We start from the raw sequence: 24,893 nt of genomic DNA on the forward strand, positions 1-24,893 counted from the left end.
GGGTCCTTCGTGTCGGTGGTCGAGATCCGGGATGGTCGAGGGGGTGGGGTCGGGGTCCGGGAGGGCGCCGGGGGCGGTCAGGGCTGCGGTGCGGGGACGAGGCCCTGCAGCCGCCGCATCGGCCGGTCGGCGAGCCACCACACGAGGCAGCCGGTGGCCAGGGCGGCGACCGTCTCGACGACGTCGTCCTCGAAGGAGGACAGCACCATGAACTGGACGAGGTAGACGTACAGCGAGGCTGCGGCCAGCACCCCCACGAGCGGCAGGGCGAGCGCCGGGACGCGCAGCCGCGGCACCCAGACCAGGACCAGCAGGCCGACGAGGATCGCCAACTCGCGGCCCGGCTGGTCGGGGAAGAACCATGCCCCGCCGACCACGGCGAGCCCGGCGGTGATCCACCGGCGCCGCGTGCTGTCCGCCCACGCGGCGGCCGCCCCGACCCCCACGAGCCACAGCGTGGTCGGCATGATCGACTGGGCCATGTGGCTGTCCGTGAGGGACAGGACGAGGAACCGGGGCACGAGTGCGGCGGCCGTGAACCACGCGGCCACCCGCCACGGGTCCCGCCGCCAGGCCCGGGACACCGCGGGGACCGAGAGCACCGCCACGAGCACGAGCACCGAGGCCAGCAGGGCGTCGATGAACCAGTACTCGTTGGCCGTGGACCCCTCGGTGGTGTCCCCGGTGATCCAGTGGCTCAGCATGATGTTCGACCACCCGTAGCGGCCCGTGGTCAGCATGCCGACGGCGGCGATCAGCATGGCGGGCACGGCCACGCCGATCGCGATGCGCGCGGTGGAACGCCACCGGCCGGCCACCGTGGGCACGGACAGCCCGAAGCGGGCGGTGTTGAACCCGGCCACGGCCATCAGCACGTGGGCCCCGCCCATGAGGTCGATGAGGTCGGCGTGCGAGCCGCAGATCGCCACCACGGCGACAGCGCGCAGTACCACGGAAGTCTCCACGCCGCGCCAGGCCAGCGCCGCGCGGGCGCGGTCCCGCCACGGGCGTCCCGGGGCACGGCGCGTCCCCTGGCGACCCGGGCGGTCCCCGCGCCCCGGGGCGGTGGGGGCGGCGCCCCCGACCGCGGCACGCCCAGCCGGTGCCCCACGGTCAGGGCCGGCGGCACGGCCGCGCTCCAGGCCGAGCTCCACGAGGTCGGACAGCGGACGGTGGTGCCAGTCGCGCGGCAGGGGCCCGAGGAGCCGCTCCAGCCGGGCCGAGGCCTGCACGTGGCTCAGGGAGTCCCCACCGTGCTGCACGAACGTCCGGTCCAGGTCGGCGGCGTCGAGCACGAGGACCGAGGAGACGGCCGCGGCGACGCCGGCGGCCAGGCGCGTGCGCGCGTCCAGGGGCGCGGTGGCGTCGGCCGCCTCGCCGGCGTGCTCGCCGGCAGCCGGCGCGCGGTCCTGTTCCGGAGCCGTCCCCCGGGGTCCCGGTGCGGCCGGGGCCGCGGTGCGCGGGCCGGCGTCGGGCGCCGTGGCCTGCTCCGCGACGGAGCGCACCAGGGCCGCGCTGGCGGGGCGGTCCACCTTGCCGTTGGGCAGCCGGGGCAGGGGCGCGACGGCGACGGCGACGGCCGCCGGGCCGAGCCCGGAGGCGGTGCCGGCGAGCCGGCGCACCTCGGTGGACACCTCGCGGTCCGCTCGCCCGGCCACGGGCTCGACGGCCACGGTGAGCCGGCTGCCGTCCCCGCCCACGCACGCGCGGTACCCGGCCGTGTCCAGCCGGTCCTCGACCGTGCCGACGTCGATCCGCACGCCCATGACCTTGGTGAAGCCGGAGCGCCGGCCGACCAGCCGGAGCAGGCCGTCGGGGCCGATGCCCCCCAGGTCGCCCGTGCGCAGTTCGTCCAGCATGGCGCCCAGGGCGAGGTCGTCCGGGTGCTCGGCGTAGCCCATCATGACGCCCGGCCCGCGGACCACCACCTCCCCGGCCCCCTCGGCGGCCTCGGGGACGGTCGTGTCCAGGTGCAGGGTCGTGTCCGCGACCGGCCGGCCCACCGAGTCGGGGTGCGCTGCGACCAGGGCGGGGTCCAGCACGCAGATCCGGGCGGTGGCCTCGGTCTGGCCGTACATCACGGACAGCCCCCAGCCGTGGCGCTCGCCCAGCGTCGCCGTGCGGAGCACCCGTTCCGGGCCCATCCGGCCGCCGGCCTGGGCCACGAGGCGCAGCGAGGGGTGCGGCCGGTCCAGCGCACCGGTGGTCTCCATCAGCTCCACGAGGTGCGGCACGACGGCCAGGGTGGTGACGCCGAGCCCGTCGACCGCCGACCAGAAGTCCTCGTCCAGCACCGATCCCTCGTGCAGCACCACGGAGGCGCCGGCCACGAGGTGGGAGTGCAGCACCGAGAGGCCGAAGGTGTAGTGCAGCGGCAACGAGGTGATGGCCCGGTCCTCGGCGGTGAGCGCCAGGGCCTGGGCGATCGCGGCGGCGTTGTGGTGCAGGTTGGCATGGGACAGCCGCACGAGCTTCGGCGAGCCCGTGCTCCCGGAGGTGCTCAGCAGCAGCGCGAGGTCCGGGTGCAGCAGGTGCCGCGGGGCCGCCTGCAGCACCTCGAAGGGGCGCACCGGATCCCCCGTGGCCGTGACGTCCGGGGCGTAGCGCTCGAGCACGGCGGAGGCCCGGTCCTCGCCGGCCGTCACGAGCGCCACGTGGCCGGCCTCGAGGGTGGCCAGGTAGGACAGCACGCCCAGCAGGTCCCGGCCCAGCGGCAGGTGGACGAGCCGGCGGCCCTCGGCCGCGTCCGGCAGCCGCGCCGCGAGGCCGGCGACGGCCGCGCCCAGCTCGGCGTGGGACATCGCCCGGCCGGAGGCGGACACCACCGCCGGGCGGTCGGCGTGGACGGGGTCGGCGAGCGGCGCGAGCGAGGGACGAGTGGGACGGTCGAGCACCGGGGATGGCGTCGACCCGGCGGTCAGGGTCACATAGGTTAGGCTAACCTGCCCCAAATAGCCCAGGCAATCACGAGGTAAATATGACGGTGGAGATCCGGTGGGCTCTGCTCACCGCCGCGCACGCCGGCCTGCTGCCCGTCCTGAGCCCGCTCGAGCGCCGGCGGATCGAGTCCCTCGACCGCCCGGCGGACCGGGCCCGCTCCCTCGTCGCCGCGGCGCTGCTGCGCGTGGCGGTCGCCGAACACCTGGGCCAGTCCCCCGCCGAGGTGGCGGTGGACCGCACCTGCCCCGAGTGCGGCCGGCCCCACGGCGCGCCACGGATCCTCGGCGCCGGACCGACCCCCCCGGTGCCGCACGTCTCCGTGTCCCACTCCGGCCTGCTCGTCGTGGTCGCCCTGGACCCCGGCAGCCCCGTGGGGGTGGACGTCCAGCGCGCAGCCGACCTGGAGGACCCGGCCGGCGCTGCCGCGTGGGCGCGGTCGGAGGCGCTGTTCAAGGCGCGGGCGACCGGCTACGCGGCGGACCGCGTCTCAGTACGTCATCTCGAGGCGCCCCTGGACGGCTACGCCGCCGCCCTGGCGGGCGCGCCGGACCGCCTCGCGTCCCTGCGGGCCAGCCGCTGGGACGGTGCTGCCGGCCGGTGACGGCGGGCGCCGGGGGGCGCCGGGAGGTGGGCGACCGGCCGCCGCCGGAGCGGCGTCGAGGGCCGCCATGGTGTCCCGCCGAGGGCCCGTGGCACGCGACGCGGTTGATCGGGAGGCGCGGGAGCGACTACGCTGTGAGGGCAGTCACAGGCTGCAGGGCCGTTGACGTGCGGCGGGAGAGTCCCGTCCAGCAGCACTGGTCGGGCGCCGAAGGAGCAATTCCTCCCCGGGAAACTCTCAGGCAACCGTACCGCCGCACAGAGGCACATCTGGAAAGTAGCGCGGAGTCACTCCGGGCTCGCCGACGGAGCAACCCCCTCCCCTCCGGGAGGGACGAAAACTCTCAGGCCACGCAACAGATCGGGGAGGAACCACAGACGCCGCGGGCGACCGCGCAGAGACCTGGAGTTCCCCCGATGACCATCACCTCCCTCCGCCCGTGGACCGCCCGCGCGCCCCGGCCCCTGACGGGGTCCGCCGCGCCGTGCTCCGCCCCGGGTCCCGGGGGCTGCGTGGTCCGCGGGTCCGGGTCGTGCGCCGGCGCCCCGGTGTCCTGAACCCTTCCAGATCCAGCCTCACCGTCACGTCCGAGAGGAACACCCATGAGCACTGTCCTGTCCGCACTGCGCTATTCCGCCGAGCACGAGTGGATCGACGGCGCCTCGCCGGCGCGCGTCGGCATCAGCCAGGTGGCCGCCGACGCGCTCGGCGACGTCGTCTACGTGGACCTGCCCGAGGCCGGCTCCACCGTCACCGCCGGCGAGACCTGCGGCGAGATCGAGTCCACCAAGTCCGTCTCCGAGCTGTTCACCCCCGTCACCGGCACGGTGGTGGAGGTCAACGACCAGGTCGTGGACAACCCGGCCCTGGTCAACGAGGACCCGTACGGCGCCGGCTGGCTGTTCACCGTGGAGGTGTCCGAGGAGGGCCCGCTGCTGTCCGCCGCGGAGTACGCCGAGGCCAACGGCGGTGAGCTGGCATGAGCGTCCTCGACCAGGAGATGACCGCCGTTCCGGCGGAGTTGACGCGGTCGCTGGGGGAGCTGGATCCGGAGGTGGCCGGGCTGATCGATGCCGAGCTGGACCGGCAGCGTTCGGGCCTGGAGATGATCGCCTCGGAGAACCACACGGCCGCGGCGGTGATGGCCGCCCAGGGCTCGGTGCTGACGAACAAGTACGCCGAGGGCTACCCGGGCAAGCGGTACTACGGCGGGTGCGAGCACGTGGACGCGATCGAGACGATCGCGATCGAGCGGGCCAAGGCCCTGTTCGGGGCGGGCTTCGCCAACGTCCAGCCGCACTCCGGGGCCCAGGCCAACGCCTCGGTGATGCACGCGCTGATCCGTCCCGGGGACACGGTGCTGGGCCTGGACCTGGCCCACGGCGGGCACCTGACCCACGGGATGCGCCTGAACTTCTCCGGCCGGCTCTACGACATCGTCGCCTACGGGGTGGACGAGGCCACCCACCGGGTGGACATGGACCAGGTCGCCGCCCTGGCCCGGGCGCACCGGCCCAAGCTGATCGTGGCCGGCTGGTCGGCCTACCCCCGCCAGCTGGACTTCGCCGCGTTCCGGGCGATCGCCGACGAGGTCGGGGCGTACCTGATGGTGGACATGGCCCACTTCGCCGGGCTGGTGGCCACCGGGCTGCACCCGAACCCGGTCCCGCACGCCCACGTGGTGACCTCCACCACGCACAAGACCCTGGCCGGCCCGCGCGGGGGGATCATCCTGACCAACGACGCCGAGATCGCCAAGAAGGTCAACTCCGCGGTGTTCCCCGGCCAGCAGGGCGGGCCGCTGGAGCACGTGATCGCCGGCAAGGCGGTCGCGTTCCGGATCGCCGCCGGCCAGGCGTTCGCCGACCGGCAGGCCCGGACCCTGGCCGGGGCGCGGATCCTGGCCGAGCGGCTCACCGCTGAGGACGTGGCCGGGCACGGGATCACCGTGCTGACCGGGGGCACCGACGTGCACCTGGTGCTGGTGGACCTGCGCGACTCGTCCCTGGACGGCCGGCAGGGCGAGGACCTGCTGGCGCAGGTGGAGATCACCATCAACCGCAACGCGGTCCCGTTCGACCCGCGCCCGCCGATGGTCACCTCCGGGCTGCGGATCGGCACCCCGGCCCTGGCCACCCGCGGGTTCGGCGAGGCCGCCTTCACCGAGGTCGCCGAGATCATCGCCGCCACCCTGGTCGCCGGGGCCACCGCCGCCGCCAACGGCACCGAGGTCCCCGACACCGTCCTGGCCGGACTGCGCGACCGCGTCACCGCCCTGGCCACCACCCACCCCCTGTACCCGGAACTGGCGCCCCTGGCGCCCGGACTGTAAGGAGTCGCAGCATGGCCATCAGTGTCTTCGACCTCTTCACCGTCGGCATCGGTCCCTCCAGCTCCCACACCGTGGGACCGATGCGGGCCGCCCGCCGTTTCGCCCAGACCCTCGCCGAGGGCGGGCTGCTGGAGCGCACGGAGGGACTGCGGGTGGACGTCTACGGTTCGCTCGCCGCGACCGGCCGCGGCCACGGCACCTTCACCGCGATCCTGCTCGGCCTCGAGGGCTACGACCCCGAGGTCGTGCTCCCGGACCAGGTGGAGGAGCGCCTCGCCTCGATCGCCTCGACCGGGACGCTGGCCCTCTGCTCGGCCCTCGGGGCCGGGAAGGACCTGCCGTTCACGGTCGAGGACATGGTCCAGCACCCGCTGACCGTCCTGGACCGGCACACCAACGGCATGCGCTTCCAGGCCCTGGCCGCGGACGGTGCCGTCCTGGCGGACGAGACCTGGTTCTCCGTGGGCGGCGGTTTCATCGTCCAGGAGGGCGAGGAGGACGCCGGCCAGGCCGGCCCGGCCGAGGAGGCCCCGCTGCCGCACCCCTTCACCACGGCGCGCGAGCTGCTCGAGCACTGCCGGTCCACCGGCAAGGGCATCAGCGAGGTGATGCTCGCCAACGAGCTCGCCTCGCGCGACGAGGAGGAGATCCGCCGGGGGCTGCTGCACCTGTGGAGCGTCATGGAGGAGTGCAAGGACATGAGCCTGCGCCGCACCGGCACCCTGCCGGGCGGGCTGGACGTGGCCCGCCGCGCGCCGGACTGGCACGCGCGGCTGCGCTCCGAGGACCCGGACCGCGATCCGCGGTTCTGGCAGGAGTGGGTCAACCTCGTGGCCCTGGCCGTGAACGAGGAGAACGCCTCCGGCGGTCGCGTCGTCACGGCTCCCACCAACGGGGCGGCCGGCATCATCCCGGCCGTGCTGTTCTACGCGACCCACTACTCCCCCGCCGTGCTGGACGCCGCCCTCGAGGGCGCCGAGGCGCACCGCCGGGTCCTGGAGGACACCGTCTGCCGGTTCCTGCTGGCCGCCGCCGCCGTCGGGGTGCTCTACAAGGAGCAGGCCTCCATCTCCGGCGCCGAGGTCGGCTGCCAGGGCGAGGTCGGCTCGGCCTCCTCGATGGCCGCCGCGGGACTCGCCGAGATCCTCGGCGGGTCCCCCGAGCAGGTGGAGAACGCCGCCGAGATCGCCATGGAGCACAACCTCGGCCTGACCTGCGACCCCATCGGCGGGCTCGTGCAGATCCCCTGCATCGAGCGCAACGCCATCGCCGCCGCCAAGGCGATCAACGCCGCCAAGATGGCGCTGTGGGGTGACGGGACGCACCGCGTGAGCCTCGACGAGGTGATCGTCACCATGCGGGAGACCGGCAAGGACATGAGCCACAAGTACAAGGAGACCGCCCTCGGCGGCCTCGCCGTCAACGTCGTCGAATGCTGACCTCTGCCGGGCGGCCCATGCGCCGCCCGGCACCGGGGCAGCGACCCTGACCCCGACGACCCGAACAGAAACGGTTCCTCGATGACCACTACCCAAGCACGTCCTGCGAGTGAGACCCCGCAGTCCCCGCACCTGGAGCGGGCGCTGTCCAACCGCCACATCCAGCTGATCGCGATCGGCGGGGCCATCGGCACCGGCCTGTTCATGGGCTCGGGCAAGACCATCTCGGTGGCCGGGCCCTCGGTGATCTTCGTCTACATGATCATCGGGTTCATGCTGTTCTTCGTCATGCGCGCCATGGGCGAGCTGCTGCTGAGCAACACCGAGTACAAGAGCTTCGCGGACTTCGCCGCGGACATCCTGGGCCCCTGGGCCGGGTTCTTCACCGGCTGGACCTACTGGTTCTGCTGGGTCGTCACCGGCATCGCCGACGTGGTCGCCATCGCCCACTACGTGTCCTTCTGGTGGGCCGAGCTGCCCCTGTGGATCCCCGCGGTGGTGTGCATCGTGCTGCTGGTGGGGCTGAACCTGCCCTCGGTCAAGGCCTTCGGCGAGACCGAGTTCTGGTTCGCCCTGGTCAAGATCGTGGCCATCCTGGCCCTGATCGTGGTGGGCCTGGTGATGATCATCACCGGCTTCGAGTCCGACGGCACCCGGGCGGCGTTCGCCAACCTGTGGACCGAGGGCGGGATGTTCCCCACCGGGTTCATGGGCTTCGTGGCCGGGTTCCAGATCGCCGTGTTCGCCTTCGTGGGCATCGAGCTGGTCGGCACCACCGCCGCCGAGGCCAAGGACCCCGAGAAGACCCTGCCCCGGGCGATCAACTCCATCCCGGTGCGCATCCTGCTGTTCTACGTCGGCGCCCTGGTCGTGCTGATGGCCGTCAAGCCCTGGACCGCCTACAGCGCCGAGGAGTCCCCCTTCGTGGGCATGTTCGCCCTGGCCGGGCTCGCCGGGGCCGCCGGGGTGGTCAACTTCATCGTGCTCACCTCCGCGACCTCCTCGGCGAACTCCGGGATCTACTCCACCTCCCGGATGATCTACGGCCTGGCCCAGGAGGGCGACGCCCCCCAGCGCTTCGCCCGCCTGTCCTCCCGGCAGGTGCCGCGCAACGCCCTGCTGTTCTCCTGCATGTTCCTGCTGGCCGGGGTCGCCCTGCTCTACGCCGAGGGCGGGGTCGCCGAGGCCTTCACCCTGGTCACCACCATCTCCGCGCTGTGCTTCATGTTCGTGTGGTCCATCATCCTGGTCAGCTACCTCGTCTACCGGCACCGCCGCCCCCACCTGCACGCGGCCAGCGCGTTCAAGATGCCCGGCGGGTCCTTCATGCCCTACGTGGTGCTCGGCTTCTTCGGATTCGTCGTCTGGGCCCTGACCACCCAGCCCGACACCCTGGCCGCCCTGCTGTCCACCCCGGCCTGGTTCCTCGCCCTCGGCGCCGGCTACCTCGTGCTGCGCCGCAACCCCGAGCACCAGGCCCTGCGCGCCGCCCACGACGCCAAGGTGGCCCGGGAGTACCAGCAACGCCACGCCACCACCGGCCAGCCCACCCCCACCCGCTGACCCCGGACGTCCCCCGGACACGGACGGCGCCGGGCCCCCAGGGGTCCGGCGCCGTTCGCCGTCCCGGGCCGGACCCCACGGTCCGGCGCCCGGCGTCACGGGCGGGAGTCACTCGTCCCAGACCTGGACCACGGTCTGCCGGGTGATCAGCCCGTCGGAGAGTTCCGCGGTGCAGGCGCAGTGCACGTTGGTCCCGTCCGGGTAGCGGCACAGGGTCGTCAACGCGACCCGGTCCCCGCCCACCACCGGGTCCACCACGTGGTGGGTCATGTCCCGGGAGTAGGTGTCCTCCAGCCAGGGCCGGATGGCCTCCCTGCCCTTCAGGACCTGCGGCGTCCTCGGCGGGTTGTTGCGGTCCACGATGCGGACCTCGGCATCCTCTGCGTAGGCCTCGAGCAGCGCCCGGGCGTCGCGTTCCTCCGTGGCGCGGGTGAAGCGGGCCAGGTCGAAGGCGGTGTGGGTGGTCATGGCGGTGTCCTTCGTGATGTCCTCCGCACCCCCATTCTCCGACCGCGGGAGGCGGGCGACAAGGTGACCCGGCCCCCGCCGTCGCTCAGTGCGCGTCCTCGTCCTCGAAGCTGCCGGTGACGACCGGCCCGCTGCGCCGGTAGGTGCCCATGACCACGCCGGACGGGGAGACGCCCTGGGCGGTCAGGCGCAGGCCCGCCGGGACCGTCCCCTCGGCGAACAGGCGCTTGCCCGCGCCGAGCAGCACCGGGAAGGTCAGGACGCGGAACTCGTCGACCAGGTCCGCGGTGAGCAGCGACTGGATGAGGTTCCCGCTGCCCTGCAGGAGCAGGTCCGGGCCGTCCTGGCCCTTGAGCTCCTCCACCTGCGCCGGGACGTTCCCGGACAGGACGGTGGTGCCGGCCCACGTCGGGTTCGTGAGCCCGTGGCTGGCCACGTACTTGTGGGCCCGGCGGAACGCGGCGCCGACCGGGGTGTCCTCGTGCCGGGGCCAGTAGGCGGCGAAGATCTCGTAGGTGCGCCGGCCCAGCAGCAGGTCGAAGGGCCGCGAGAACGTCTCGTCGAGCCAGCCCCCGGCCGTCTCGTCGAAGAACGGCCAGGTCCACCCGCCGTGGGCGAAGCCGCCGTCTCGGTCCTCGTCCGGTCCGCCGGGCGCCTGCATGACCCCGTCGAGGGAGACGAACGTGCTGGCGATGAGCTCTCTCATGGCAGTAGTGAAGGGCATCCGGCGCCCTCTTGGCCACGGCAGAGGAGCGGCGGAGGCGCGGCGGAGTCGCGGCGTGGACACGGTCCGCCGCGGGCGGGCGAACGACTGACATCCGCGCGCGGCACTGCTTACCCTTCTGCCATGAGCACCACGACGGCGGTGTGGAACCGCGCCCTCGACTTCGATGCCCTGCCCGAGGCCACCTCCCCCGGCGACATCGCGTTGCGCGATGTCCTGACCTTCCACGAGGCCGTCCGCCGGGACGGGCTCGTGTCCGCGATCGAGGACCACCTGGAGGACGACGAGTTCCCCCTGCCGCGCGTCCTCGCCGGGTACGAGTACCTCGGCCTCGACGACGTGGCCGAGGCCATCACCGAGGCCCGGTCGCGCTACGTGGCCGCCGACGACGACGAGGAGACGCTGGAGGACCTCGCCCGGGAGGTGGACCCCACCTACGAGCTCGAGGACGAGGACCTCAGCCAGGCCCTGGAGGGCCGGCTGGACAAGGATCCCGAGGACTTCGACCCGGTGCGCTGACCAGCCGGGGCAGCCACCGGACGAGCAGCACCATCACCACCAGCTCGACGAGGGTCTGGGTCACCACCACGAGCGGGGCCAGCCCGAGCCGCTCCCCGGCCGCTGCGGGCCCCGCGGAGCCGCCCAGGGAGGCCGGCAGCGCCAGCACCAGGGGCAGCACCACGAGCGAGTTCCGGGTGACTCCCGTGAACACCACCGCGCGCCGGGCCGGCCCGTCGAGCCCGGCCACCCGCCCCGCGCCCAGCCCGAGGGCCACCATGACCGCGGCGAAGAGGACGTAGACGGGCACCACGGCGAGCAGGGAGCGCAGGTGCCGGCCGACGTCGTGCGCCTGGGACGCGACCACCAGCGCGAGCGTGAGCATCATGAGCGGCACCATCGCCGCGTCGGCCGCGCGGGACACCGCGCCCACCCGGGGCCGGCGGGCCGCGGCGGCCTGGGTCAGCCAGGCCGCCGCCAGCGGCAGGGCGAGCAGGACCGCGAAGGCCTCGAGGAAGGGGCCGGGGTCCAGCCGACCGACGACGCCGGGGCCGGCCATCAGCCAGAGGTACCCCGGCAGCAGCGCCAGCTGGCCCAGCAGCAGCACGGGCGTGGCGGCCAGCAGCCGGTCCCGGGCCCCTCCGGCCAGTCCCGTGAAGACGACCACGTAGTCGATGCAGGGCGTCAGCAGGACGATCAGCACCCCGAGCAGCAGCACGGGGTCGTAGGCCACCGGCCGGGACAGGGCCAGGACGACGAGCGGCACCACGAGGAAGTCCAGCACCAGCACGGTGACGAGGAACCGCACGTCGAGGGCGGCACGGCCCAGCCGGCGCAGCGGGACGCCCAGGAACGTGGCGTAGAGCAGCAGGGCCAGGACGGGCGTGACGGCCGCGCCGGCCGGCCCGGCGAGGGCCGGGACCCCGAGCCCGACGGCGACCCCCACCACCAGCGCGGCCAGGTACAGGGACACCTGGTGCCGCACCATCACCTCGACCGCCTCGACCGTCCACCGCATGCCACCAGTCTCCCATGGAAACGCAAGCCCACGCTTGACAGTCAAGACCCCACTTGCCTACGGTCGGGGCATGTCCGAGGAGCTGTTCAGGGCGCTGGCCGACGCGACGCGCCGGGCCATCCTGGACGAGCTCACCGAACGCGACGGGCAGACGCTGTTCGAGCTCTGTGCCCGGCTGCGGTCGCGGCACGGCATCGGTTCCTCCCGGCAGGCGATCTCCCAGCACCTCGCCGTGCTCGCCGAGGCCGGACTCGTGACCGCCGAGCGGCGCGGCCGCAGCAAGCACCACCACCTCCACACCGCGCCGCTGCGGGAGATCCAGCGGCGCTGGCCGGCCCCGGCGCCGCCGGACGGTCCCGGCCCCTCCCCGACATCCCCGATCCAACCCCACCCTCCGAACGGAGCATGACATGCGCATCCAGGTCACCAGCGTCTTCGTCGACGACCAGGCGAAGGCCCTCGACTTCTACACCGGGGTCCTCGGCTTCCGGGTGAAGAACGACATCCCGATCGGCGGTCCCGATCGCTGGCTCACCGTCGTCTCCCCCGAGCGCCCGGACGGACCGGAACTGCTGCTCGAGCCCGCGGGCCACCCCGCGGTGGGCCCCTATCGGGAGGCGATCGTGGCCGATGGCATCCCGCTGCTCCAGCTGGAGGTGGACGACGTGCGCGCCGAGGCCGAGCGGTTGCGAGCGGCGGGCGTGCGCTTCACCCAGGAGCCGATGGAGGCCGGGCCGGTGACCGTGGCCGTCTTCGACGACACCGTGGGCAACCTGGTGCAGATCGTCTCCGCGAACTGACCGCCGGGCCGTTGAGGCGTCCCGGCGGCGGGGATAGGGTCGGCGCATGAGAGCGACCCGCACGGGCGTGAACCCGGCCGTGGCGGCCGGCACGCTCGGCCTCGCCGCCGCGGCGGCCCTGGTGCTGGACGTCGGCGAGGCGGCGTGGTCCCGCGCGGACGCCCCCGAATCCCTCGCCGTGGCCGCGTGGATCCTCGGCTGGACGCTCCTCGCCTGGGCCGTGGTCCTCGGCGGTCTCGGCACCCTGCAGGTCGTCCGGGCCCTGGAGTCCCGGCGGCGCCCGGCGTGGCCGGCCGTGCTGGTGCTCGCCACGGGAGCCGCCGTCATCGCGGCCGTGTGCTGGGCGCACCCGTGGGTGGGCCACGGCGCGGGCTGGGGATAGCGGCATGCCGCGGACGGCCCGACGCCGGCCCTGCGGACCGGGCGTTGACCGGCCGGGACGCCGGTGGTCCACTGGTGATCGTCAGCCCGGTTCCGGCCCTGACCGCGGTGTCCGGCCGGGGGCCGGCGGACGGTCGGCACCGGCCGGGGTGTCCCGCCGAGGCCAGGAGAGCACCATGGGCACCAGCAACGACCGGCCGCGTCCGTCCTTCGGGCGCGCCTACGGCTTCGGGATCATCACGGGGGCGCTGTTCCTGCTCTCGTGGATCGGCCAGTTCGTGTTCCAGCTCATCGAGGTGCGCAACGACGCCGGCGAGCACGGCCAGCCGTTCCAGTGGCCAGAGTTCTGGCCCCAGTTCCTCGCCTCCACGCTGGAGAACTGGCAGTCCGAGTTCCTCCAGTTGATGTGGCAGGCCGCGGGCCTGACCTTCCTGCTGTTCTGGGGCTCGTCCCAGTCGAAGGAGTCGGACGAGCGGCTCGAGGCCAAGGTGGACGCGCTGCTGCGCGAGCGAGGCCTCGACCCGGAGGAGCTGAGCCGGCGGTCGAACGAGTCGATGTGACCGGCCCAGCGTCCGGGGCCGCGCGATCAGGCGTCGATGACGACGGCCGTGATGAGCGGCGCGCGCCGGTAGGCGCGGTCGAGGTGCCGGCCGACCGTGTCCACGATGAGCTTCTCGAGCTCCTCGAGGTCATCGATGTGCGCCGCGCCGGGCTTGGCCAGGGCGGTCTTGACCTTCTCGGCGGCGCCGTTGAAGATCTGTGCGTCCTGGATGAAGCCCTTCGTGATGAACTCCAGCGGCTCGGCCAGGGTGTTGGTGTCCGGGTCCACGATCGCCACGACCGTCACCGCCCCGCCCTCCTGCAGCAGGCGGCGCTCGACGAGCGTCTCCTCGGTGACCTTGCCGACGGTGTGGCCGTCCACGTAGACGAGCCCGGCCTCCACGCGACCGGCCACCGAGGCCCGCCCGTCGACGAGGTCCACCACGGTGCCGTCGTTGACGACGAGCACGCGCTCGGCGGGCACGCCCGTCCGCACCGCCAGCTCGGCGTTGGCGTGCAGGTGCTTGGACTCCCCGTGCACGGGCATGACGTGCGTGGGCTTGACGATGTTGTAGCAGTACACGAGCTCCCCGGCCGAGGCGTGCCCGGAGACGTGCACCTTGGCGTTGCCCTTGTGCACCACCGTGACGCCGAGATCCGTGAACTTGTTGATGATCCCGTAGATGGCGTTCTCGTTGCCCGGGATCAGCGAGCTGGCCATCAGCACGGTGTCGCCGGGGGCCAGCTTGATCTGGTGGGTCTGGTTGGCCATCCGGGACAGCGCGGCCATCGGCTCGCCCTGCGAGCCGGTGCAGACGAGGGCGACCTTGTCATCCGGCATGGACTGCAGCTTCTTGAAGTCCACCACGAGCCCGCGCGGGATCTTGAGGTAGCCCAGGTCCCGGGCGATGCCCATGTTCTTCACCATGGACCGGCCCACGAAGGCCACCCTGCGCCCGCTGGCGTGGGCGGCGTCGATCACCTGCTGGATGCGGTGCACGTGGCTGGCGAAGCTCGAGACGATGATCCGCTTCGGGGCGGTGGCGAAGACCTTGTCGATCGCCGGGGTCAGCTCGCGCTCGGAGGTGGTGAAGCCGGGCACCTCGGCGTTGGTGGAGTCGGTGAGGAACATGTCCACGCCCTCCTCGCCCAAGCGGGCGAAGTGGCGCAGGTCCGTGATGCGGTCGTCCAGCGGGAACTGGTCCATCTTGAAGTCGCCGGTGTGCAGCACGAGCCCGGCGTCGGTGCGGATCGCCACGGCGAGGCTGTCCGGGATGGAGTGGTTGACCGCCACGAACTCGAGCTCGAAGGGCCCCGCCTGGTGGACGTCCTCGGCCTCCACGTGCACGGTCTTCGGGGTGATCCGGTGCTCGGTGAGCTTGGCGCTGATGAACGCCAGGGTCAGCTCGGAGCCGATCAGCGGGATGTCCGGGCGCTCCTTGAGCAGGTACGGCACGCCGCCGATGTGGTCCTCGTGGCCGTGGGTCAGCACCACGCCCACGACGTCGGCCCAGCGGTCCCGCAGCGACGTGAAGTCCGGCAGGATCACGTCGATGCCGGGCTGGTGCTCCTCGGGGAAGAGCACGCCGCAGTCGACGATGAGCAGCTTGCCCTGGTGCTCGAAGACCGTCATGTTGCGGCCGACCTCGCCCAGGCCACCGAGCGGGGTGACGCGCAGGCCGCCCGCGGGCAGGGCCGGCAGGGACTTCTTCGTGGACTTGGACTTGCGGGGCGAACGGGCCAAAGGATCACTTCTTCTTCGTCGGGGAGGTCCCGGCGGAGGAGGGCTTCCGCGGGGCGCACGCCCGCAGCGGTGCCGGCGGTGCCGGGAGGACCGTCCCAACTCTAGCCGACGCCGGGCGGGCGGCGCCCCTCCCGGCCTGCGTCCGCCGGTCCGGCCGGCACCACGTGCACGACGGCACCGTGCAGGTGAGGGACCTCGCGGCGCAGGACGGCCGCCACCTGCTCGGCGATGCGGTGCCCCTCGCGGACGCTCAGGGCGCCGTCGACGGCGACGTCGAGGTCCGCCTCGAGGCGGTGCCCGCTCCATCGAGCCCGCGCCCGGGGCACGGACTCCACCCCCGCCACCGCGGCGGCGGCGCCCTCCACGCGGTCGAGGGTGCCGGCGTCGACCCCGTCCATGAGCCGGCGCACGACCGTGCGCATGGACCCGGCCAGCACGGCGACGATGACGGCGGCGATCGCCAGGCCGACGACGGGGTCGACCCACGGCAGGCCGAGCCACGCCCCCACCACCCCCAGGACCACGGCGAGGGAGGTCAGGGCGTCCGCGCGGGCGTGCTGGCCCTCGGCGACGAGGGCCGCCGAGCCGATCCGCCGGCCGGCCCGGATCCGGTAGACGGCCACCACCTCGTTGCCGGCCGCGCCGACGAGCGCGGCCGCCAGCACCCAGGGCAGGTGCGTCATGTCCCGCTGCTGCGTCAGCGCCCGGACCGACTCCCAGACGATGAGGGCGGCGGACAGGGCGACCACCGCGCCGATGAACAGCCCCACGAGGTCCTCGGCCCGCCGGAAGCCGTGGCTGTAGCGCCGCGTGGGCGCCCGCCGGCCGAGGCGGAAGGCGATGATGAGCGGGATCGTGGTGGCCAGGTGCCCCAGGTTGTGCAGGGTGTCCGCGAGGAGCGCCACCGAGCCGCTCAGCGCCACGATGGCGACCTGCAGCAGCGCGGTGGCCCCCATCCCGGCCAGGCTGATCCAGGCGGCCCGGATGCCGATGGCGCTGGACTCCTCGGCGGTCCGGATCGCATCGGTGTGGTCGTGCGAGTGCGGCACGAGCGCGTGCCGGATCCGCGACCACCCCCCGCCGTGCCCGTGGCCGTGCGCGTGGTCGTGGCCGTGCGCGTGCTCGTGGTCATGGACGTGGTCATGGTCGTGCTCATGCGCCCCGGGGCGGTGGTGCTGCTCCCCCGCGGGGACGGTCGGGCCGGAGCGAGCGGAGGACGGGGATTCGGCGGTCACCCCCCGAGGCTATCTGCGTGCCTGCGCAGATAGCAACATGGGTAGAGTGGCACCGTGCACGACCATCCCCTCCGCGCCGTTCCCGACGACGAGCACGCCCGGATCGCCGCCGACGCCTTCCGCATGCTCTCCGACCCCACGCGGGTCAAGATCCTCGCCGCCCTGTTCGGCGGCGAGTCCAGCGTGAACGCGCTGGCCGAGGCCGTGGGCGCCGCCGCCGCGACGGTGAGCCAGCACCTGTCCAAGCTGCGCCTGGCCGGACTGGTCCACAGCCGCCGCGAGGGCACCTTCGCCTACTACTCGGCCACGGACGCGCACGTGAACCGCCTGCTGGCGGAGGCGCTCTCCCACGCCGAGCACGTCACCGGAGCCGCGCCGGGCACGCGGCCCTGATGCGGGCGACCACGCGGGGCCCGGGAACGCGGAAGGGCCCCTCCTCGATCGAGGAGGGGCCCTTCGTCCGGTGGAGGTAAGGGGATTCGAACCCCTGACCTTCTCCATGCCATGGAGACGCGCTACCAACTGCGCCATACCCCCGGAGTGGGTCGTCGTCCGGGTGGGAACTCCCCGCCCGTGGCGACCCGTTCACTATACACGAGTCCAGACCGCCGTGTCGCATCGGCCCCGCGCGGCGCGGCGGCGCGGCGTCCCGGAACGCGGAAGGGCCCGGACCGTCCGGTCCGGGCCCTTCGCCAGTCTCCGAGGAGACTTCACCGTGGAGGTAAGGGGATTCGAACCCCTGACCTTCTCCATGCCATGGAGACGCGCTACCAACTGCGCCATACCCCCGAGTGGGATGCCGTCCCGTCCGATCCGTTCCCGAACCGTCTGAGGCAACTCCCCAAATATACACAGGCCGTCGGCGGCTCCGCAAATCGGCGCCGGGGCCACGGTGCCGGACCCCGCGGGGCCCGGCACGCGCGGCGGGCCGGCGGCGTCAGGAGGCGTCCGGGTCCGTCCCCGGCGTCCAGTCGCGCCGCGGCTCGTCCGGGGAGATCGCCGAGCCCGCCTCGCCGGCGCCGACACCGTCGGTCAGCCCCAGGTCGATCACGGGCGCGTCCTTCCACAGCCGGTCCAGGGCGTAGAACACCCGCTCCTCCTCGTGCTGGACATGCACCACGAAGTGGCCGTAGTCCAGCAGCACCCAGCGGCCACCGGCCTTGCCCTCGCGGCGGGTCACGTCGAGCTTGAGCTGGCGGCTGAGCACCTCCTCGATCTCGTCGACCACGGAGAGCACCTGGCGCTCCGAGCCGGCCGAGGCGATGAGGAAGGCGTCCGTCAGCCCCATGCGCTCGGCCACGTCGACGGCCACGATGTCCGTGGCCTGCTTGTCCGCGGCGGCCTGGCCCGCGAGCTTCAGCGCGGTCAGGGTGGTCTCGGGAACGGTCACGGGCAACTCCTGGGGGATGGTGCGGTCAAGGGGTGTGGAGGGTGGTCGGCCCCGGGCGGGACCGCCGGGACCTCGCGGCCGGCGGCGACGGTCAGGAGACCAACGCCAGGGCCAGGGCGATGAGCAGGACGGCGAAGGCCACGCCCGCCACGATCATGGGCGTGCGCTCCCGCGCGGTCCACTCCCGCGCGCTGAGCGAGTCGAGGCCGTGGGCGGAGCGGGCGCCCAGCGGCTCGTGCCGCAAGGGCTCCGGCACGGTCGCGGCGGCCCCGGCGGGCACCGGCGCGTCCTGCGCCGGGCCCGTCCGGACCGGGACCACCATGACGGGGTCCGTGGCGGGCGGCACGATGGCCATCGCGCCGGTCTCGTTGAGCCGACGGGCGGTGTCCGCGAGCCGCAGCTGCTCGCGGAGCAACTCCGGGTCCACGGCGGTGGGGTCCTCACCGCCCGTGGCCTCGACGCGTTCGGTGAGCGAGTCCGCCTCCCGGGCGAACGCGGCGGCCAGGGCGCGGTCGACATCGTCGGCGGGCGTCGCCGCGGCGTTCGCCGCTCCGCCCGCCTGGCCCGTCGCCTCGGGATCGGTGCCCTCGGCGAGGGCCCCGAGGGGCGCCCCCGCGGGGGCGTCCGCCCGCCGGGCCGGTGCGCCGGAGGAGGACGCGCCGTCGGCCCCGTGGACGACGTCCTCGGCACCCCCGCCGTCCCAGCGCTCGCGCAGGGCCCGCAGCTGCCGGCGGGTCAGCGGGCGACCGTCGGGTCCGACCGGGACGCCGTCGCGGTCCACGGTGAACGCCGCGGTGTCCCCCGGGGCGTCCTCGGCGGGCACCGCCCGCGCCGGGGCACCGGACGCCGGGACCTCCCCCGGCGCGAACGGCCAGCGGTACGCCCGGGGCAGCTGGCCGGTGAGCAGGCCGACGTCGGCCGGGCTCACCGAGGCGGCCGGCAGGTCCAGGATCGCGGCCCCCGACTCCCCCGCGGGAGTGCCCGCCGCGCTGTCCACGCGCCGGTGCTGGCGCAGCGCGCGGCGGCTCGGGAGCGGCTGCTCCGCCGGCCCGGACCCGCTCACGAGGCCGCCTCGGCGGTGTCCCGGGTGGCGTTGCCGCCCAGGCCGCCGGAGGGCTCGTGGGCGTCCGGCAGGTACAGGTGGTGCTTGGCGATGTACTGCACCACGCCGTCCGGCACGAGGTACCAGACGGGCTGGTGCGCCTGGACCCGCTCGCGGCAGTCGGTCGAGGAGATCGCCATGGCGGGGATCTCCATGAGCATCACGCCGGTCTCCGGCCCGACGGCCACGAGGTCATGGCCGGGCCGGGTCACGCCCACGAACTGGGCCATGTCCCACAGCGTGTCCACGTCCTTCCAGGTCATGATCTGCGCGAGGGCATCGGCGCCGGTGATGAAGAACAGCTCCGCCTCGGGGCGCAGGATCCGCAGGTCGCGCAGGGTGTCCGCGGTGAAGGTGGGCCCGGGGCGGTCGATGTCCACGCGGGAGACCGTGAACTGCGGGTTCGAGGCGGTGGCGATCACCGTCATGAGGTAGCGGTGCTCGGCCGGGGAGACCTGCGCGTGGTTCTTCTGCCACGGCTGGCCGGTGGGCACGAACACCACCTCGTCCAGGTCCAGCTCGGCCGCCACCTCGGAGGCGGCGACCAGGTGGCCGTGGTGGATGGGGTCGAAGGTGCCGCCCATGATGCCCAGGCGGAACCGCCGCCGCTCCCCGGTCACCGCGCCGGCCGCCGCCGGGGCGGACTCGGCACCGTCACGGGTGGCCGGCGTGGAGTCGGCCGCGGCGGGCGCGGACGTGGGCCGCGCCGGGCTCAGTGCCCGCCCCAGTGGCTGTGCTGGCGCTCGTCGTAGCCGCGGCCGGCGTGGTAGTCGTCGTGGGCCGGGACGTCGTGGCGCAGGCTCACCGAGCGCAGGGACATGGTGGCGGCCAGCAGCAGCAGGAAGAGGACGAACGCGCCGACGCCGAAGACCCACGCCGGGAAGATGAGCTCGTTGACCACGTGGTGGCCCCCCTCGGCGGCCAGGACGGTCACGGCGGTGGTGATGGTGTTCATCTGCTGGGTCTCCCTCGAATGGGCCGGTCGGCCGGCCTCGTCTGGCGGCGGTGTCTGGGCCCCATCCTAGTACGTCAGGCGCTCACATCCGGACCTGGCCGTCACCGCGCAACACCCACTTGGTGGTGGTCAGCTCCTCGAGTCCCATGGGGCCGCGGGCGTGCATCTTCTGCGTGGAGATGCCCACCTCCGCGCCCAGGCCGAGCTGGCCCCCGTCGGTGAAGCGGGTGGAGGCGTTGACGATCACGGCCGCGGAGTCGACCTCCTGGACGAAGCGGTCGGCGTTGGCCAGGTCGTTGGTGACGATGGCCTCGGTGTGGCCGGTGGACCAGCGCTGGATGTGCTCGATCGCCTCGTCCAGCGAGCCCACGGTCCTCACCGCCATCTCCAGGGCCAGGTACTCCCGGCCCCAGTCCTCGTCCCCGGCGGCGGCGGCCTCGACGCCCTCCGGCAGCCAGGCGCGGGCGCCCTCGTCCACGTGCAGGACCACGCCGGTGCGGGACAGCGCCCGGAGCACCTCGCGGCCGGCCTGCTCGGCCTCGGCGTGGATCAGCAGCGTCTCGGCGGCGTTGCACACGGAGACGCGCTGGGTCTTGGCGTTCAGCGCGATGTCCACGGCCATCTGCACGGGCGCGGTGGCGTCCAGGAACAGGTGGACGTTGCCCTCGCCGGTCTCGATGACGGGCACCCGGGCGTTGCGCACCACGGACTGGATCAGGTCGTGCCCGCCGCGCGGGATCAGCACGTCCACCCCGCCGCGCTCGGACATCAGGGCGGTGGCCCCGTCCCGGCCGTACTCGTCGATGCCCTGGATGACGTCCGCCTCGAAGCCCTGGTCCACCGCGACCTCGCGGAGGATGGCGATGAGCGCCGCGTTGGAGTTCCGCGCGGCGGAGCCGCCGCGCAGGACGACGGCGTTGCCGGACTTCAGCGCCAGGCCCGCGATGTCCACGGTGACATTGGGGCGGGCCTCGTAGATGGCGCCGACCGTGCCCAGCGGGACGCGGACCTGGGTCATGCGCAGCCCGTTGGGCAGGTTGCGTCCGCGCACCACGTTGCCCACCGGGTCCGGCAGGCCGGCCAGCTCCTCCAGGGCGACGGCCAGCGCCTCGACGCGGGCCTCGTCCAGGGCGAGCCGGTCCAGCATGGCCTCGCTCGTGCCGCCCTCGCGGCCCGCGGCCAGGTCCTTGGCGTTCTCGGCGATGAGGTGCCGGGCGTTGAGCCGCAGTTTCTCGGCCATGAGCCGCAGGGTCTCGTCCTTCCGGCCGCTGCCGGCGGTGGCGAGCTCGTGGCGGGCCCGGCGGGCGCGCTCGGTGACGCCGCGGACGGCCTGGCGCACCTCCTCGGACACGCCGGCGGCTGCGGGACTGTTCTCTACGGCACTCGTGGACATGACCGGAAGTCTACCGGCGGCGCTGGGCCCGCGCGGAGAGACGGACACAGTCGTCCGTGTGCACCACGGGCCGCTGGTACTCCGGGCCGAGTTCCTCGCGCAGGTCCGCGGTGGTGCGCCCGAGCATCTCGGGCAGCTCGGTCGAGGAGTAGTTCACGAAGCCGCGGGCCACCACGGTGCCGTGGGCGTCGGCCAGCTCGATCGCGTCCCCGGCGTCGAAGCGGCCCTCGACCGCGGTGACCCCGGCGGGCAGCAGGGAGCGCTTGTTCTTCACCACGGCGGTGACGGCGCCGTCGTCGAGCACCACCCGGCCGTGCACCTCGGCGAGCAGCCCGAGCCAGATGCTGCGGGCGGTCCGGCGCTTGCCGGAGGCCTGGAACCAGGTGCCCACGTCCTCGCCGGCCAGCGCCCGGTGGGCGTTGGCCGCGGAGGTGACGAGGGCGTGGATGCCCGCGCCGGTGGCGATCCCGGCGGCCTCCACCTTGGTGACCATGCCCCCGGTCCCGACGCCGGCCGGGCCCGTGCGCCCGATCGTCACGTCCTCGAGCTCGGCCCGGGAGGTGACGGACGGGATCCGCCGCGAGCCCGGGCGGGAGGGCGGCCCGGTGTGCAGTCCGTCCACGTCCGTGAGCAGCAGCAGCGCGTCCGCGCGCAGCAGGTTCGCCACGAGGGCCGAGAGCCGGTCGTTGTCCCCGAAGCGGATCTCCGCGGTGGTCACGGTGTCGTTCTCGTTGATGATCGGCACCACCGCCAGCGCGAGCAGCCGGTTCAGGGCCCGGAAGGCGTTCTTGTACTGGGTGCGGCGGATCAGGTCCTCCGCGGTGAGCAGCACCTGCGCCACCTCGGTCTGGTGCCGGGCGAAGGAGGCGGCGTAGTGCGCCAGCAGCTTGCCCTGCCCGACGGCGGCCGCCGCCTGCTGGGTGGCCAGGTCCCGCGGGCGCTTGCCGAGCCCGAGGGGGTGGATGCCCGCGGCGATCGTGCCCGAGGACACGAGCGCGACCTCGGTGCCCCGGGCGCGCGCGGCGGCGATGGTGTCCACGAGGGAGTTGATGGCCTCGTGGTTGAGCCCGGTGGGCGTGGTCAGCGACGAGGAGCCGATCTTGATGACCAGTCGCCGGGCACGGTGCAGCGTGTCCCGTCCCGTGACGGGGTTGACGACGGGCTCAGCCATCCACGGGCCCCCCGGCCTCCCCCGGGCGCTCCGCGTCCACCCCGGTCCCGCCGTCCGCGTCCCGGTAGCGCTCGGTCCAGATCCCGGCCCGGCGCTCGGCCTCGAGCTCGGCCTGCGTCCGGGCCCGGGCGGCCTTGCGGTCCTCCAGCTCCTGGCGCTTCTGCTCGCGCGTGGGGCGGGAGCGCTCCTCCATGCGCAGGTCCGAGCCGCGCGGCCCGGCCAGCAGCTCGGCGCCGGCGGCCATGGTGGGCTCCCAGTCGAAGACCACGCCGTTGGCGTCCGAGCCGATCACCACGGCGTCGCCGGGCTTGGCGCCCTGCTTGAACAGCTCGTCCTCCACCCCGAGGCGGTTCAGCCGGTCGGCGAGGTAGCCCACCGCCTCGTCGTTGGTGAAGTCCGTCTGCGCGATCCAGCGCTCGGGCTTGGCCCCGCGCACGCGGAACAGCGGCTCGAGGTTGCGCTCCTCGCGCGTGATCTCGAACTCCCGCGCCCGCACGGAGCGCGGGCGCAGCACGACGGGCTCGGCCTGCTCGGTGGGCACCGGGGCCCGGTCGCGGGCCTCCTGGACCAGCGCGGCCATGGCGAACTTCAGCGGGTCCAGGCCCTGGTGGGACACGGCCGAGACCTCGAACACGCGCAGGCCGCGGGCCTCGAGGGAGGCGCGGACCATCTCGGCCATCTCCCGCCCGTCCGGCAGGTCGGTCTTGTTGAGCGCGACGATGCGCGGTCGCTCGTTGAGCGGGACCACGCCGTCCCCGCCCTGGGCGAAGGTGGGCTCCACGGCGTAGGCCGCGAGCTCCGCCTCGATCGCCTCGAAGTCGGACAGCGGGTCCCGGTCCGACTCGAGGGAGGCGCAGTCCAGCACGTGCACGAGCGCGGCGCAGCGCTCCACGTGGCGCAGGAACTCCAGGCCCAGGCCCTTGCCCTCGGACGCGCCGGGGATCAGCCCGGGGACGTCCGCCACGGTGAAGCGCACGTCCCCGGCCTGCACCACGCCGAGGTTGGGCACGAGCGTGGTGAACGGGTAGTCGGCGATCTTGGGCCGGGCCGCGGACAGGGCGGCGATGAGCGAGGACTTGCCCGCGGAGGGGAAGCCGACCAGGGCGATGTCCGCCACGGACTTCAGCTCGAGCACGATGTCCAGCTCCTCGCCGGGCACGCCGAGCAGGGCGAAGCCGGGGGCCTTGCGCTTCTGCGAGGCCAGTGCCGCGTTGCCGAGCCCGCCCTGGCCGCCGTGGGCCACCACCACGGAGGCCCCGTGGCCCACGAGGTCGGCGAGGATGTTGCCCTCGGTGTCCTTGACCACGGTGCCGTCCGGGACCGAGAGCACGAGGGACTCCCCGTGCGCGCCGTGCCGGAAGTCTCCCTTGCCGGGCGCCCCGTTGCCGGCGTGCCGGTGGGGGGCGTGGTGGTAGGACAGCAGCGTGGTGGTCTGGGAGTCCACCAGCAGGGTGACGTCCCCGCCGTTGCCGCCGTTGCCGCCGTCGGGACCGCCCAGGGGCTTGAACTTCTCCCGCTTCACGGAGGCCACGCCGTGGCCCCCGTGCCCGCCGGATACGTGCAGGACCACCCGGTCCACGAATGCCGCCATGGCCGCCTCTCTGCCGTGATCCCCGGGCCGGTTCCCGGCCGCCGGGGAGGGACGCCGCGCCCGGTCCGCCGGGCCGGCGTGTTGCTGATGGTCTGTCTCCAGTGTGGCGCACGCCTGCTGCCGGGCGTGCGCGTTAACGACTCCGGCGGAGGCGGACCGTGCTGGCCCGCCCCCGCCGGGGCTGTTCAGGTCCGGGGGTTCACTCCCCCGGTGCCGTCCCGCGAGTGGTCACTCGGCGGCGGCAGGAACGATGTTGACGACCTTGCGGCCGCGGCGGTTGCCGAACTCGACGGCGCCGGCGGACAGGGCGAACAGGGTGTCGTCCTTGCCGATGCCGACGTTGGCGCCCGGGTGGAACTTGGTGCCGCGCTGGCGGACCAGGATCTCGCCGGCGTTGACGGACTGGCCGCCGTAGCGCTTGACGCCGAGGAACTGCGGGTTGGAGTCGCGGCCGTTCTTCGAGGAACTACCGGCCTTCTTGTGTGCCATTGTTCAATCCTTCGGTGTGGTGCGGCCGGTGGCGTCTCGCCAGGAACCGCGGGGTCTAGGGGGTGCGTGCCCGGAGGACTCCGGTGACGCCGGGATCAGGCGATCGAGGTGACCTTGACGGTGGTCAGCTCGGACCGGTGGCCCTGGCGCTTCTTGTACCCGGTCTTGTTCTTGTACTTCTGGATGACGATCTTCTTGCCACGGGAATGGTCGACCACCTCGGCGGTCACCGTGACCTTGGCCAGGTCATCGGCACCGGTGGTCACCTTGTCCCCGTCCACCAGCATGACGGCGGGCAGCTCCACGGAGCTTCCGGCCTCAGCGGCGACGCGGTCAAGGGTAACGAGGTCTCCGACGGAAACCTTTTCCTGGCGGCCGCCAGCGCGGACAATCGCGTACACCACTTGGGACTCACTTCTCTCGACAATTGACGATTCTGTTCTGCTGCCCTCGGGCCTGCCCTGACCAGCGGTGTCCGGCCGCCGAAAGCGGACGGTCCCGGACAGCGGGGGCGATGCC

Annotated in this window: 26 protein-coding genes, 2 tRNA genes and 1 riboswitch; of the genes, 11 read left to right on the forward strand and 17 right to left on the reverse strand. The window is 73.6% G+C overall.

All coding sequences use genetic code 11. The annotated features are described in order from the left end of the window. Nucleotides 1-77: 77 nt before the first annotated feature. Nucleotides 78-2,927 carry an AMP-binding protein gene (locus tag E7744_RS08715; RefSeq protein ID WP_137773778.1) on the reverse strand — a complete coding sequence of 950 codons (2,850 nt, stop codon included), beginning with the start codon at nt 2,925-2,927 and terminating at the stop codon, nt 78-80. Between the two features lie 50 nt (nt 2,928-2,977). Between E7744_RS08715 and E7744_RS08720 the strand changes: the two genes are divergently transcribed. The 5 genes from E7744_RS08720 (at nt 2,978) to cycA (ending at nt 8,875) form a co-directional block, all read left to right on the forward strand. Next, nucleotides 2,978-3,541 (forward strand): 4'-phosphopantetheinyl transferase superfamily protein, encoded by a 564-nt coding sequence (locus E7744_RS08720; RefSeq protein WP_210417094.1) that lies wholly within the window; start codon nt 2,978-2,980, stop codon nt 3,539-3,541. A 163-nt stretch (nt 3,542-3,704) separates the two neighbouring features. Beyond that, nucleotides 3,705-3,804, forward strand: a riboswitch (glycine riboswitch). A gap of 339 nt (nt 3,805-4,143) precedes the next feature. Next, nucleotides 4,144-4,524, forward strand: a complete 381-nt coding sequence (gcvH, locus tag E7744_RS08725; RefSeq protein ID WP_137773779.1) for a glycine cleavage system protein GcvH — start codon at nt 4,144-4,146, stop codon at nt 4,522-4,524. Continuing rightward, nucleotides 4,521-5,873 carry a serine hydroxymethyltransferase gene (gene glyA / locus E7744_RS08730; protein ID WP_137773780.1) on the forward strand — a complete coding sequence of 451 codons (1,353 nt, stop codon included), beginning with the start codon at nt 4,521-4,523 and terminating at the stop codon, nt 5,871-5,873. Before gcvH ends, glyA begins: the two co-directional genes overlap by 4 nt. 11 nt (nt 5,874-5,884) lie before the next feature. Then, nucleotides 5,885-7,312, forward strand: a complete 1,428-nt coding sequence (locus E7744_RS08735) for an L-serine ammonia-lyase (protein ID WP_137773781.1) — start codon at nt 5,885-5,887, stop codon at nt 7,310-7,312. Between the two features lie 81 nt (nt 7,313-7,393). After that, nucleotides 7,394-8,875 (forward strand): D-serine/D-alanine/glycine transporter, encoded by a 1,482-nt coding sequence (cycA, locus tag E7744_RS08740; RefSeq protein ID WP_137772837.1) that lies wholly within the window; start codon nt 7,394-7,396, stop codon nt 8,873-8,875. A 108-nt stretch (nt 8,876-8,983) separates the two neighbouring features. On the opposite strand, the gene E7744_RS08745 is transcribed toward cycA, so the two are convergent. Further along, a complete protein-coding gene (locus E7744_RS08745; RefSeq protein ID WP_137773782.1) occupies nt 8,984-9,343 on the reverse strand; it encodes a nuclear transport factor 2 family protein in 360 nt (119 codons plus the stop codon). An 85-nt stretch (nt 9,344-9,428) separates the two neighbouring features. Next, nucleotides 9,429-10,049: a dihydrofolate reductase family protein gene (locus E7744_RS08750; protein ID WP_137773783.1), complete on the reverse strand. Its 621-nt coding sequence runs from the start codon at nt 10,047-10,049 to the stop codon at nt 9,429-9,431. Nucleotides 10,050-10,190: 141 nt separating this feature from the next. Between E7744_RS08750 and E7744_RS08755 the strand changes: the two genes are divergently transcribed. Beyond that, nucleotides 10,191-10,586 carry a hypothetical protein gene (locus E7744_RS08755; protein WP_137773784.1) on the forward strand — a complete coding sequence of 132 codons (396 nt, stop codon included), beginning with the start codon at nt 10,191-10,193 and terminating at the stop codon, nt 10,584-10,586. Here the strand turns inward: E7744_RS08755 and E7744_RS08760 are convergent. Next, nucleotides 10,525-11,583 (reverse strand): bile acid:sodium symporter, encoded by a 1,059-nt coding sequence (locus E7744_RS08760; protein WP_137773785.1) that lies wholly within the window; start codon nt 11,581-11,583, stop codon nt 10,525-10,527. The genes E7744_RS08755 and E7744_RS08760 overlap by 62 nt on opposite strands. Nucleotides 11,584-11,653: 70 nt before the next feature. On the opposite strand from E7744_RS08760, the gene E7744_RS08765 reads away from it, so the two are divergent. From E7744_RS08765 to E7744_RS08780, 4 genes are all read left to right on the forward strand, one after another. Then, complete coding sequence (locus tag E7744_RS08765) at nt 11,654-11,992, forward strand: helix-turn-helix transcriptional regulator (protein WP_137773786.1); 339 nt, start codon at nt 11,654-11,656, stop codon at nt 11,990-11,992. A 1-nt stretch (nt 11,993) separates the two neighbouring features. Continuing rightward, on the forward strand, nt 11,994-12,383 hold the full coding sequence (locus E7744_RS08770) for a VOC family protein (protein ID WP_137773787.1): 390 nt from the start codon (nt 11,994-11,996) through the stop codon (nt 12,381-12,383). Nucleotides 12,384-12,429: 46 nt separating this feature from the next. Continuing rightward, nucleotides 12,430-12,765, forward strand: coding sequence for a hypothetical protein (locus E7744_RS08775; RefSeq protein WP_137773788.1), 336 nt, complete (start codon nt 12,430-12,432; stop codon nt 12,763-12,765). A 175-nt stretch (nt 12,766-12,940) separates the two neighbouring features. Next, nucleotides 12,941-13,324, forward strand: coding sequence for a DUF6766 family protein (locus E7744_RS08780; protein WP_137773789.1), 384 nt, complete (start codon nt 12,941-12,943; stop codon nt 13,322-13,324). A 26-nt stretch (nt 13,325-13,350) separates the two neighbouring features. Here the strand turns inward: E7744_RS08780 and E7744_RS08785 are convergent, their stop codons facing one another. Both E7744_RS08785 and E7744_RS08790 read right to left on the reverse strand, forming a co-directional pair. Beyond that, nucleotides 13,351-15,048, reverse strand: coding sequence for a ribonuclease J (locus tag E7744_RS08785; RefSeq protein ID WP_168199788.1), 1,698 nt, complete (start codon nt 15,046-15,048; stop codon nt 13,351-13,353). 101 nt (nt 15,049-15,149) lie between these two features. Then, the gene (locus tag E7744_RS08790; RefSeq protein WP_137773790.1) at nt 15,150-16,283 is read right to left on the reverse strand and encodes a cation diffusion facilitator family transporter; all 1,134 of its coding nucleotides are present in this window, start codon (nt 16,281-16,283) and stop codon (nt 15,150-15,152) included. 54 nt (nt 16,284-16,337) lie between these two features. On the opposite strand from E7744_RS08790, the gene E7744_RS08795 reads away from it, so the two are divergent. Then, nucleotides 16,338-16,676, forward strand: a complete 339-nt coding sequence (locus E7744_RS08795) for a metalloregulator ArsR/SmtB family transcription factor (protein ID WP_137773791.1) — start codon at nt 16,338-16,340, stop codon at nt 16,674-16,676. A 71-nt stretch (nt 16,677-16,747) separates the two neighbouring features. Here E7744_RS08795 and E7744_RS08800 read toward each other — a convergent pair. The 11 genes from E7744_RS08800 to rplU form a co-directional block, all read right to left on the reverse strand. Beyond that, nucleotides 16,748-16,820 (reverse strand) — tRNA-Ala (locus E7744_RS08800). Between the two features lie 179 nt (nt 16,821-16,999). Further along, a tRNA-Ala gene (locus E7744_RS08805) sits at nt 17,000-17,072 on the reverse strand. Between the two features lie 148 nt (nt 17,073-17,220). Continuing rightward, entirely contained in the window at nt 17,221-17,673 is a 453-nt protein-coding gene (gene rsfS / locus E7744_RS08810) for a ribosome silencing factor (RefSeq protein ID WP_137773792.1), read from the reverse strand. Nucleotides 17,674-17,764: 91 nt separating this feature from the next. Then, complete coding sequence (locus E7744_RS08815) at nt 17,765-18,736, reverse strand: hypothetical protein (protein ID WP_137773793.1); 972 nt, start codon at nt 18,734-18,736, stop codon at nt 17,765-17,767. After that, entirely contained in the window at nt 18,733-19,359 is a 627-nt protein-coding gene (gene nadD, locus E7744_RS08820; RefSeq protein ID WP_246858641.1) for a nicotinate-nucleotide adenylyltransferase, read from the reverse strand. The genes E7744_RS08815 and nadD overlap by 4 nt, the downstream gene beginning before the upstream one ends. 128 nt (nt 19,360-19,487) lie before the next feature. Further along, complete coding sequence (locus E7744_RS08825; RefSeq protein ID WP_137773795.1) at nt 19,488-19,730, reverse strand: hypothetical protein; 243 nt, start codon at nt 19,728-19,730, stop codon at nt 19,488-19,490. Between the two features lie 82 nt (nt 19,731-19,812). Next, nucleotides 19,813-21,123: a glutamate-5-semialdehyde dehydrogenase gene (locus E7744_RS08830; RefSeq protein ID WP_137773796.1), complete on the reverse strand. Its 1,311-nt coding sequence runs from the start codon at nt 21,121-21,123 to the stop codon at nt 19,813-19,815. A 10-nt stretch (nt 21,124-21,133) separates the two neighbouring features. Next, nucleotides 21,134-22,294, reverse strand: coding sequence for a glutamate 5-kinase (gene proB, locus E7744_RS08835; RefSeq protein WP_137773797.1), 1,161 nt, complete (start codon nt 22,292-22,294; stop codon nt 21,134-21,136). Further along, the gene (obgE, locus tag E7744_RS08840; protein ID WP_137773798.1) at nt 22,287-23,885 is read right to left on the reverse strand and encodes a GTPase ObgE; all 1,599 of its coding nucleotides are present in this window, start codon (nt 23,883-23,885) and stop codon (nt 22,287-22,289) included. The genes proB and obgE overlap by 8 nt, the downstream gene beginning before the upstream one ends. Nucleotides 23,886-24,113: 228 nt before the next feature. Further along, nucleotides 24,114-24,374 carry a 50S ribosomal protein L27 gene (gene rpmA / locus E7744_RS08845; protein ID WP_137773799.1) on the reverse strand — a complete coding sequence of 87 codons (261 nt, stop codon included), beginning with the start codon at nt 24,372-24,374 and terminating at the stop codon, nt 24,114-24,116. A 95-nt stretch (nt 24,375-24,469) separates the two neighbouring features. Further along, nucleotides 24,470-24,778: a 50S ribosomal protein L21 gene (gene rplU, locus E7744_RS08850; RefSeq protein WP_137773800.1), complete on the reverse strand. Its 309-nt coding sequence runs from the start codon at nt 24,776-24,778 to the stop codon at nt 24,470-24,472. Nucleotides 24,779-24,893: the final 115 nt, after the last annotated feature.

The sequence above is a fragment of the Citricoccus sp. SGAir0253 genome (assembly GCF_005877055.1).
Lineage (GTDB): Bacteria > Actinomycetota > Actinomycetes > Actinomycetales > Micrococcaceae > Citricoccus.

Excerpts from the sequence above, each read along its gene's own strand:
- E7744_RS08720 (WP_210417094.1), top strand. The coding sequence starts at position 2,978 with ATGACGGTGGAGATCCGGTGGGCTCTGCTCACCGCCGCGCACGCCGGC.
- E7744_RS08830 (WP_137773796.1), bottom strand. The coding sequence starts at position 21,123 with ATGTCCACGAGTGCCGTAGAGAACAGTCCCGCAGCCGCCGGCGTGTCC.
- E7744_RS08750 (WP_137773783.1), bottom strand. The coding sequence starts at position 10,049 with ATGAGAGAGCTCATCGCCAGCACGTTCGTCTCCCTCGACGGGGTCATG.
- obgE (WP_137773798.1), bottom strand. The coding sequence starts at position 23,885 with ATGGCGGCATTCGTGGACCGGGTGGTCCTGCACGTATCCGGCGGGCAC.
- E7744_RS08745 (WP_137773782.1), bottom strand. The coding sequence starts at position 9,343 with ATGACCACCCACACCGCCTTCGACCTGGCCCGCTTCACCCGCGCCACG.
- E7744_RS08765 (WP_137773786.1), top strand. The coding sequence starts at position 11,654 with ATGTCCGAGGAGCTGTTCAGGGCGCTGGCCGACGCGACGCGCCGGGCC.
- glyA (WP_137773780.1), top strand. The coding sequence starts at position 4,521 with ATGAGCGTCCTCGACCAGGAGATGACCGCCGTTCCGGCGGAGTTGACG.
- E7744_RS08825 (WP_137773795.1), bottom strand. The coding sequence starts at position 19,730 with ATGAACACCATCACCACCGCCGTGACCGTCCTGGCCGCCGAGGGGGGC.
- E7744_RS08755 (WP_137773784.1), top strand. The coding sequence starts at position 10,191 with ATGAGCACCACGACGGCGGTGTGGAACCGCGCCCTCGACTTCGATGCC.
- E7744_RS08770 (WP_137773787.1), top strand. The coding sequence starts at position 11,994 with ATGCGCATCCAGGTCACCAGCGTCTTCGTCGACGACCAGGCGAAGGCC.
- E7744_RS08780 (WP_137773789.1), top strand. The coding sequence starts at position 12,941 with ATGGGCACCAGCAACGACCGGCCGCGTCCGTCCTTCGGGCGCGCCTAC.
- nadD (WP_246858641.1), bottom strand. The coding sequence starts at position 19,359 with ATGGGCGGCACCTTCGACCCCATCCACCACGGCCACCTGGTCGCCGCC.
- proB (WP_137773797.1), bottom strand. The coding sequence starts at position 22,294 with ATGGCTGAGCCCGTCGTCAACCCCGTCACGGGACGGGACACGCTGCAC.
- gcvH (WP_137773779.1), top strand. The coding sequence starts at position 4,144 with ATGAGCACTGTCCTGTCCGCACTGCGCTATTCCGCCGAGCACGAGTGG.
- E7744_RS08760 (WP_137773785.1), bottom strand. The coding sequence starts at position 11,583 with ATGCGGTGGACGGTCGAGGCGGTCGAGGTGATGGTGCGGCACCAGGTG.
- cycA (WP_137772837.1), top strand. The coding sequence starts at position 7,394 with ATGACCACTACCCAAGCACGTCCTGCGAGTGAGACCCCGCAGTCCCCG.
- rpmA (WP_137773799.1), bottom strand. The coding sequence starts at position 24,374 with ATGGCACACAAGAAGGCCGGTAGTTCCTCGAAGAACGGCCGCGACTCC.
- E7744_RS08775 (WP_137773788.1), top strand. The coding sequence starts at position 12,430 with ATGAGAGCGACCCGCACGGGCGTGAACCCGGCCGTGGCGGCCGGCACG.
- E7744_RS08735 (WP_137773781.1), top strand. The coding sequence starts at position 5,885 with ATGGCCATCAGTGTCTTCGACCTCTTCACCGTCGGCATCGGTCCCTCC.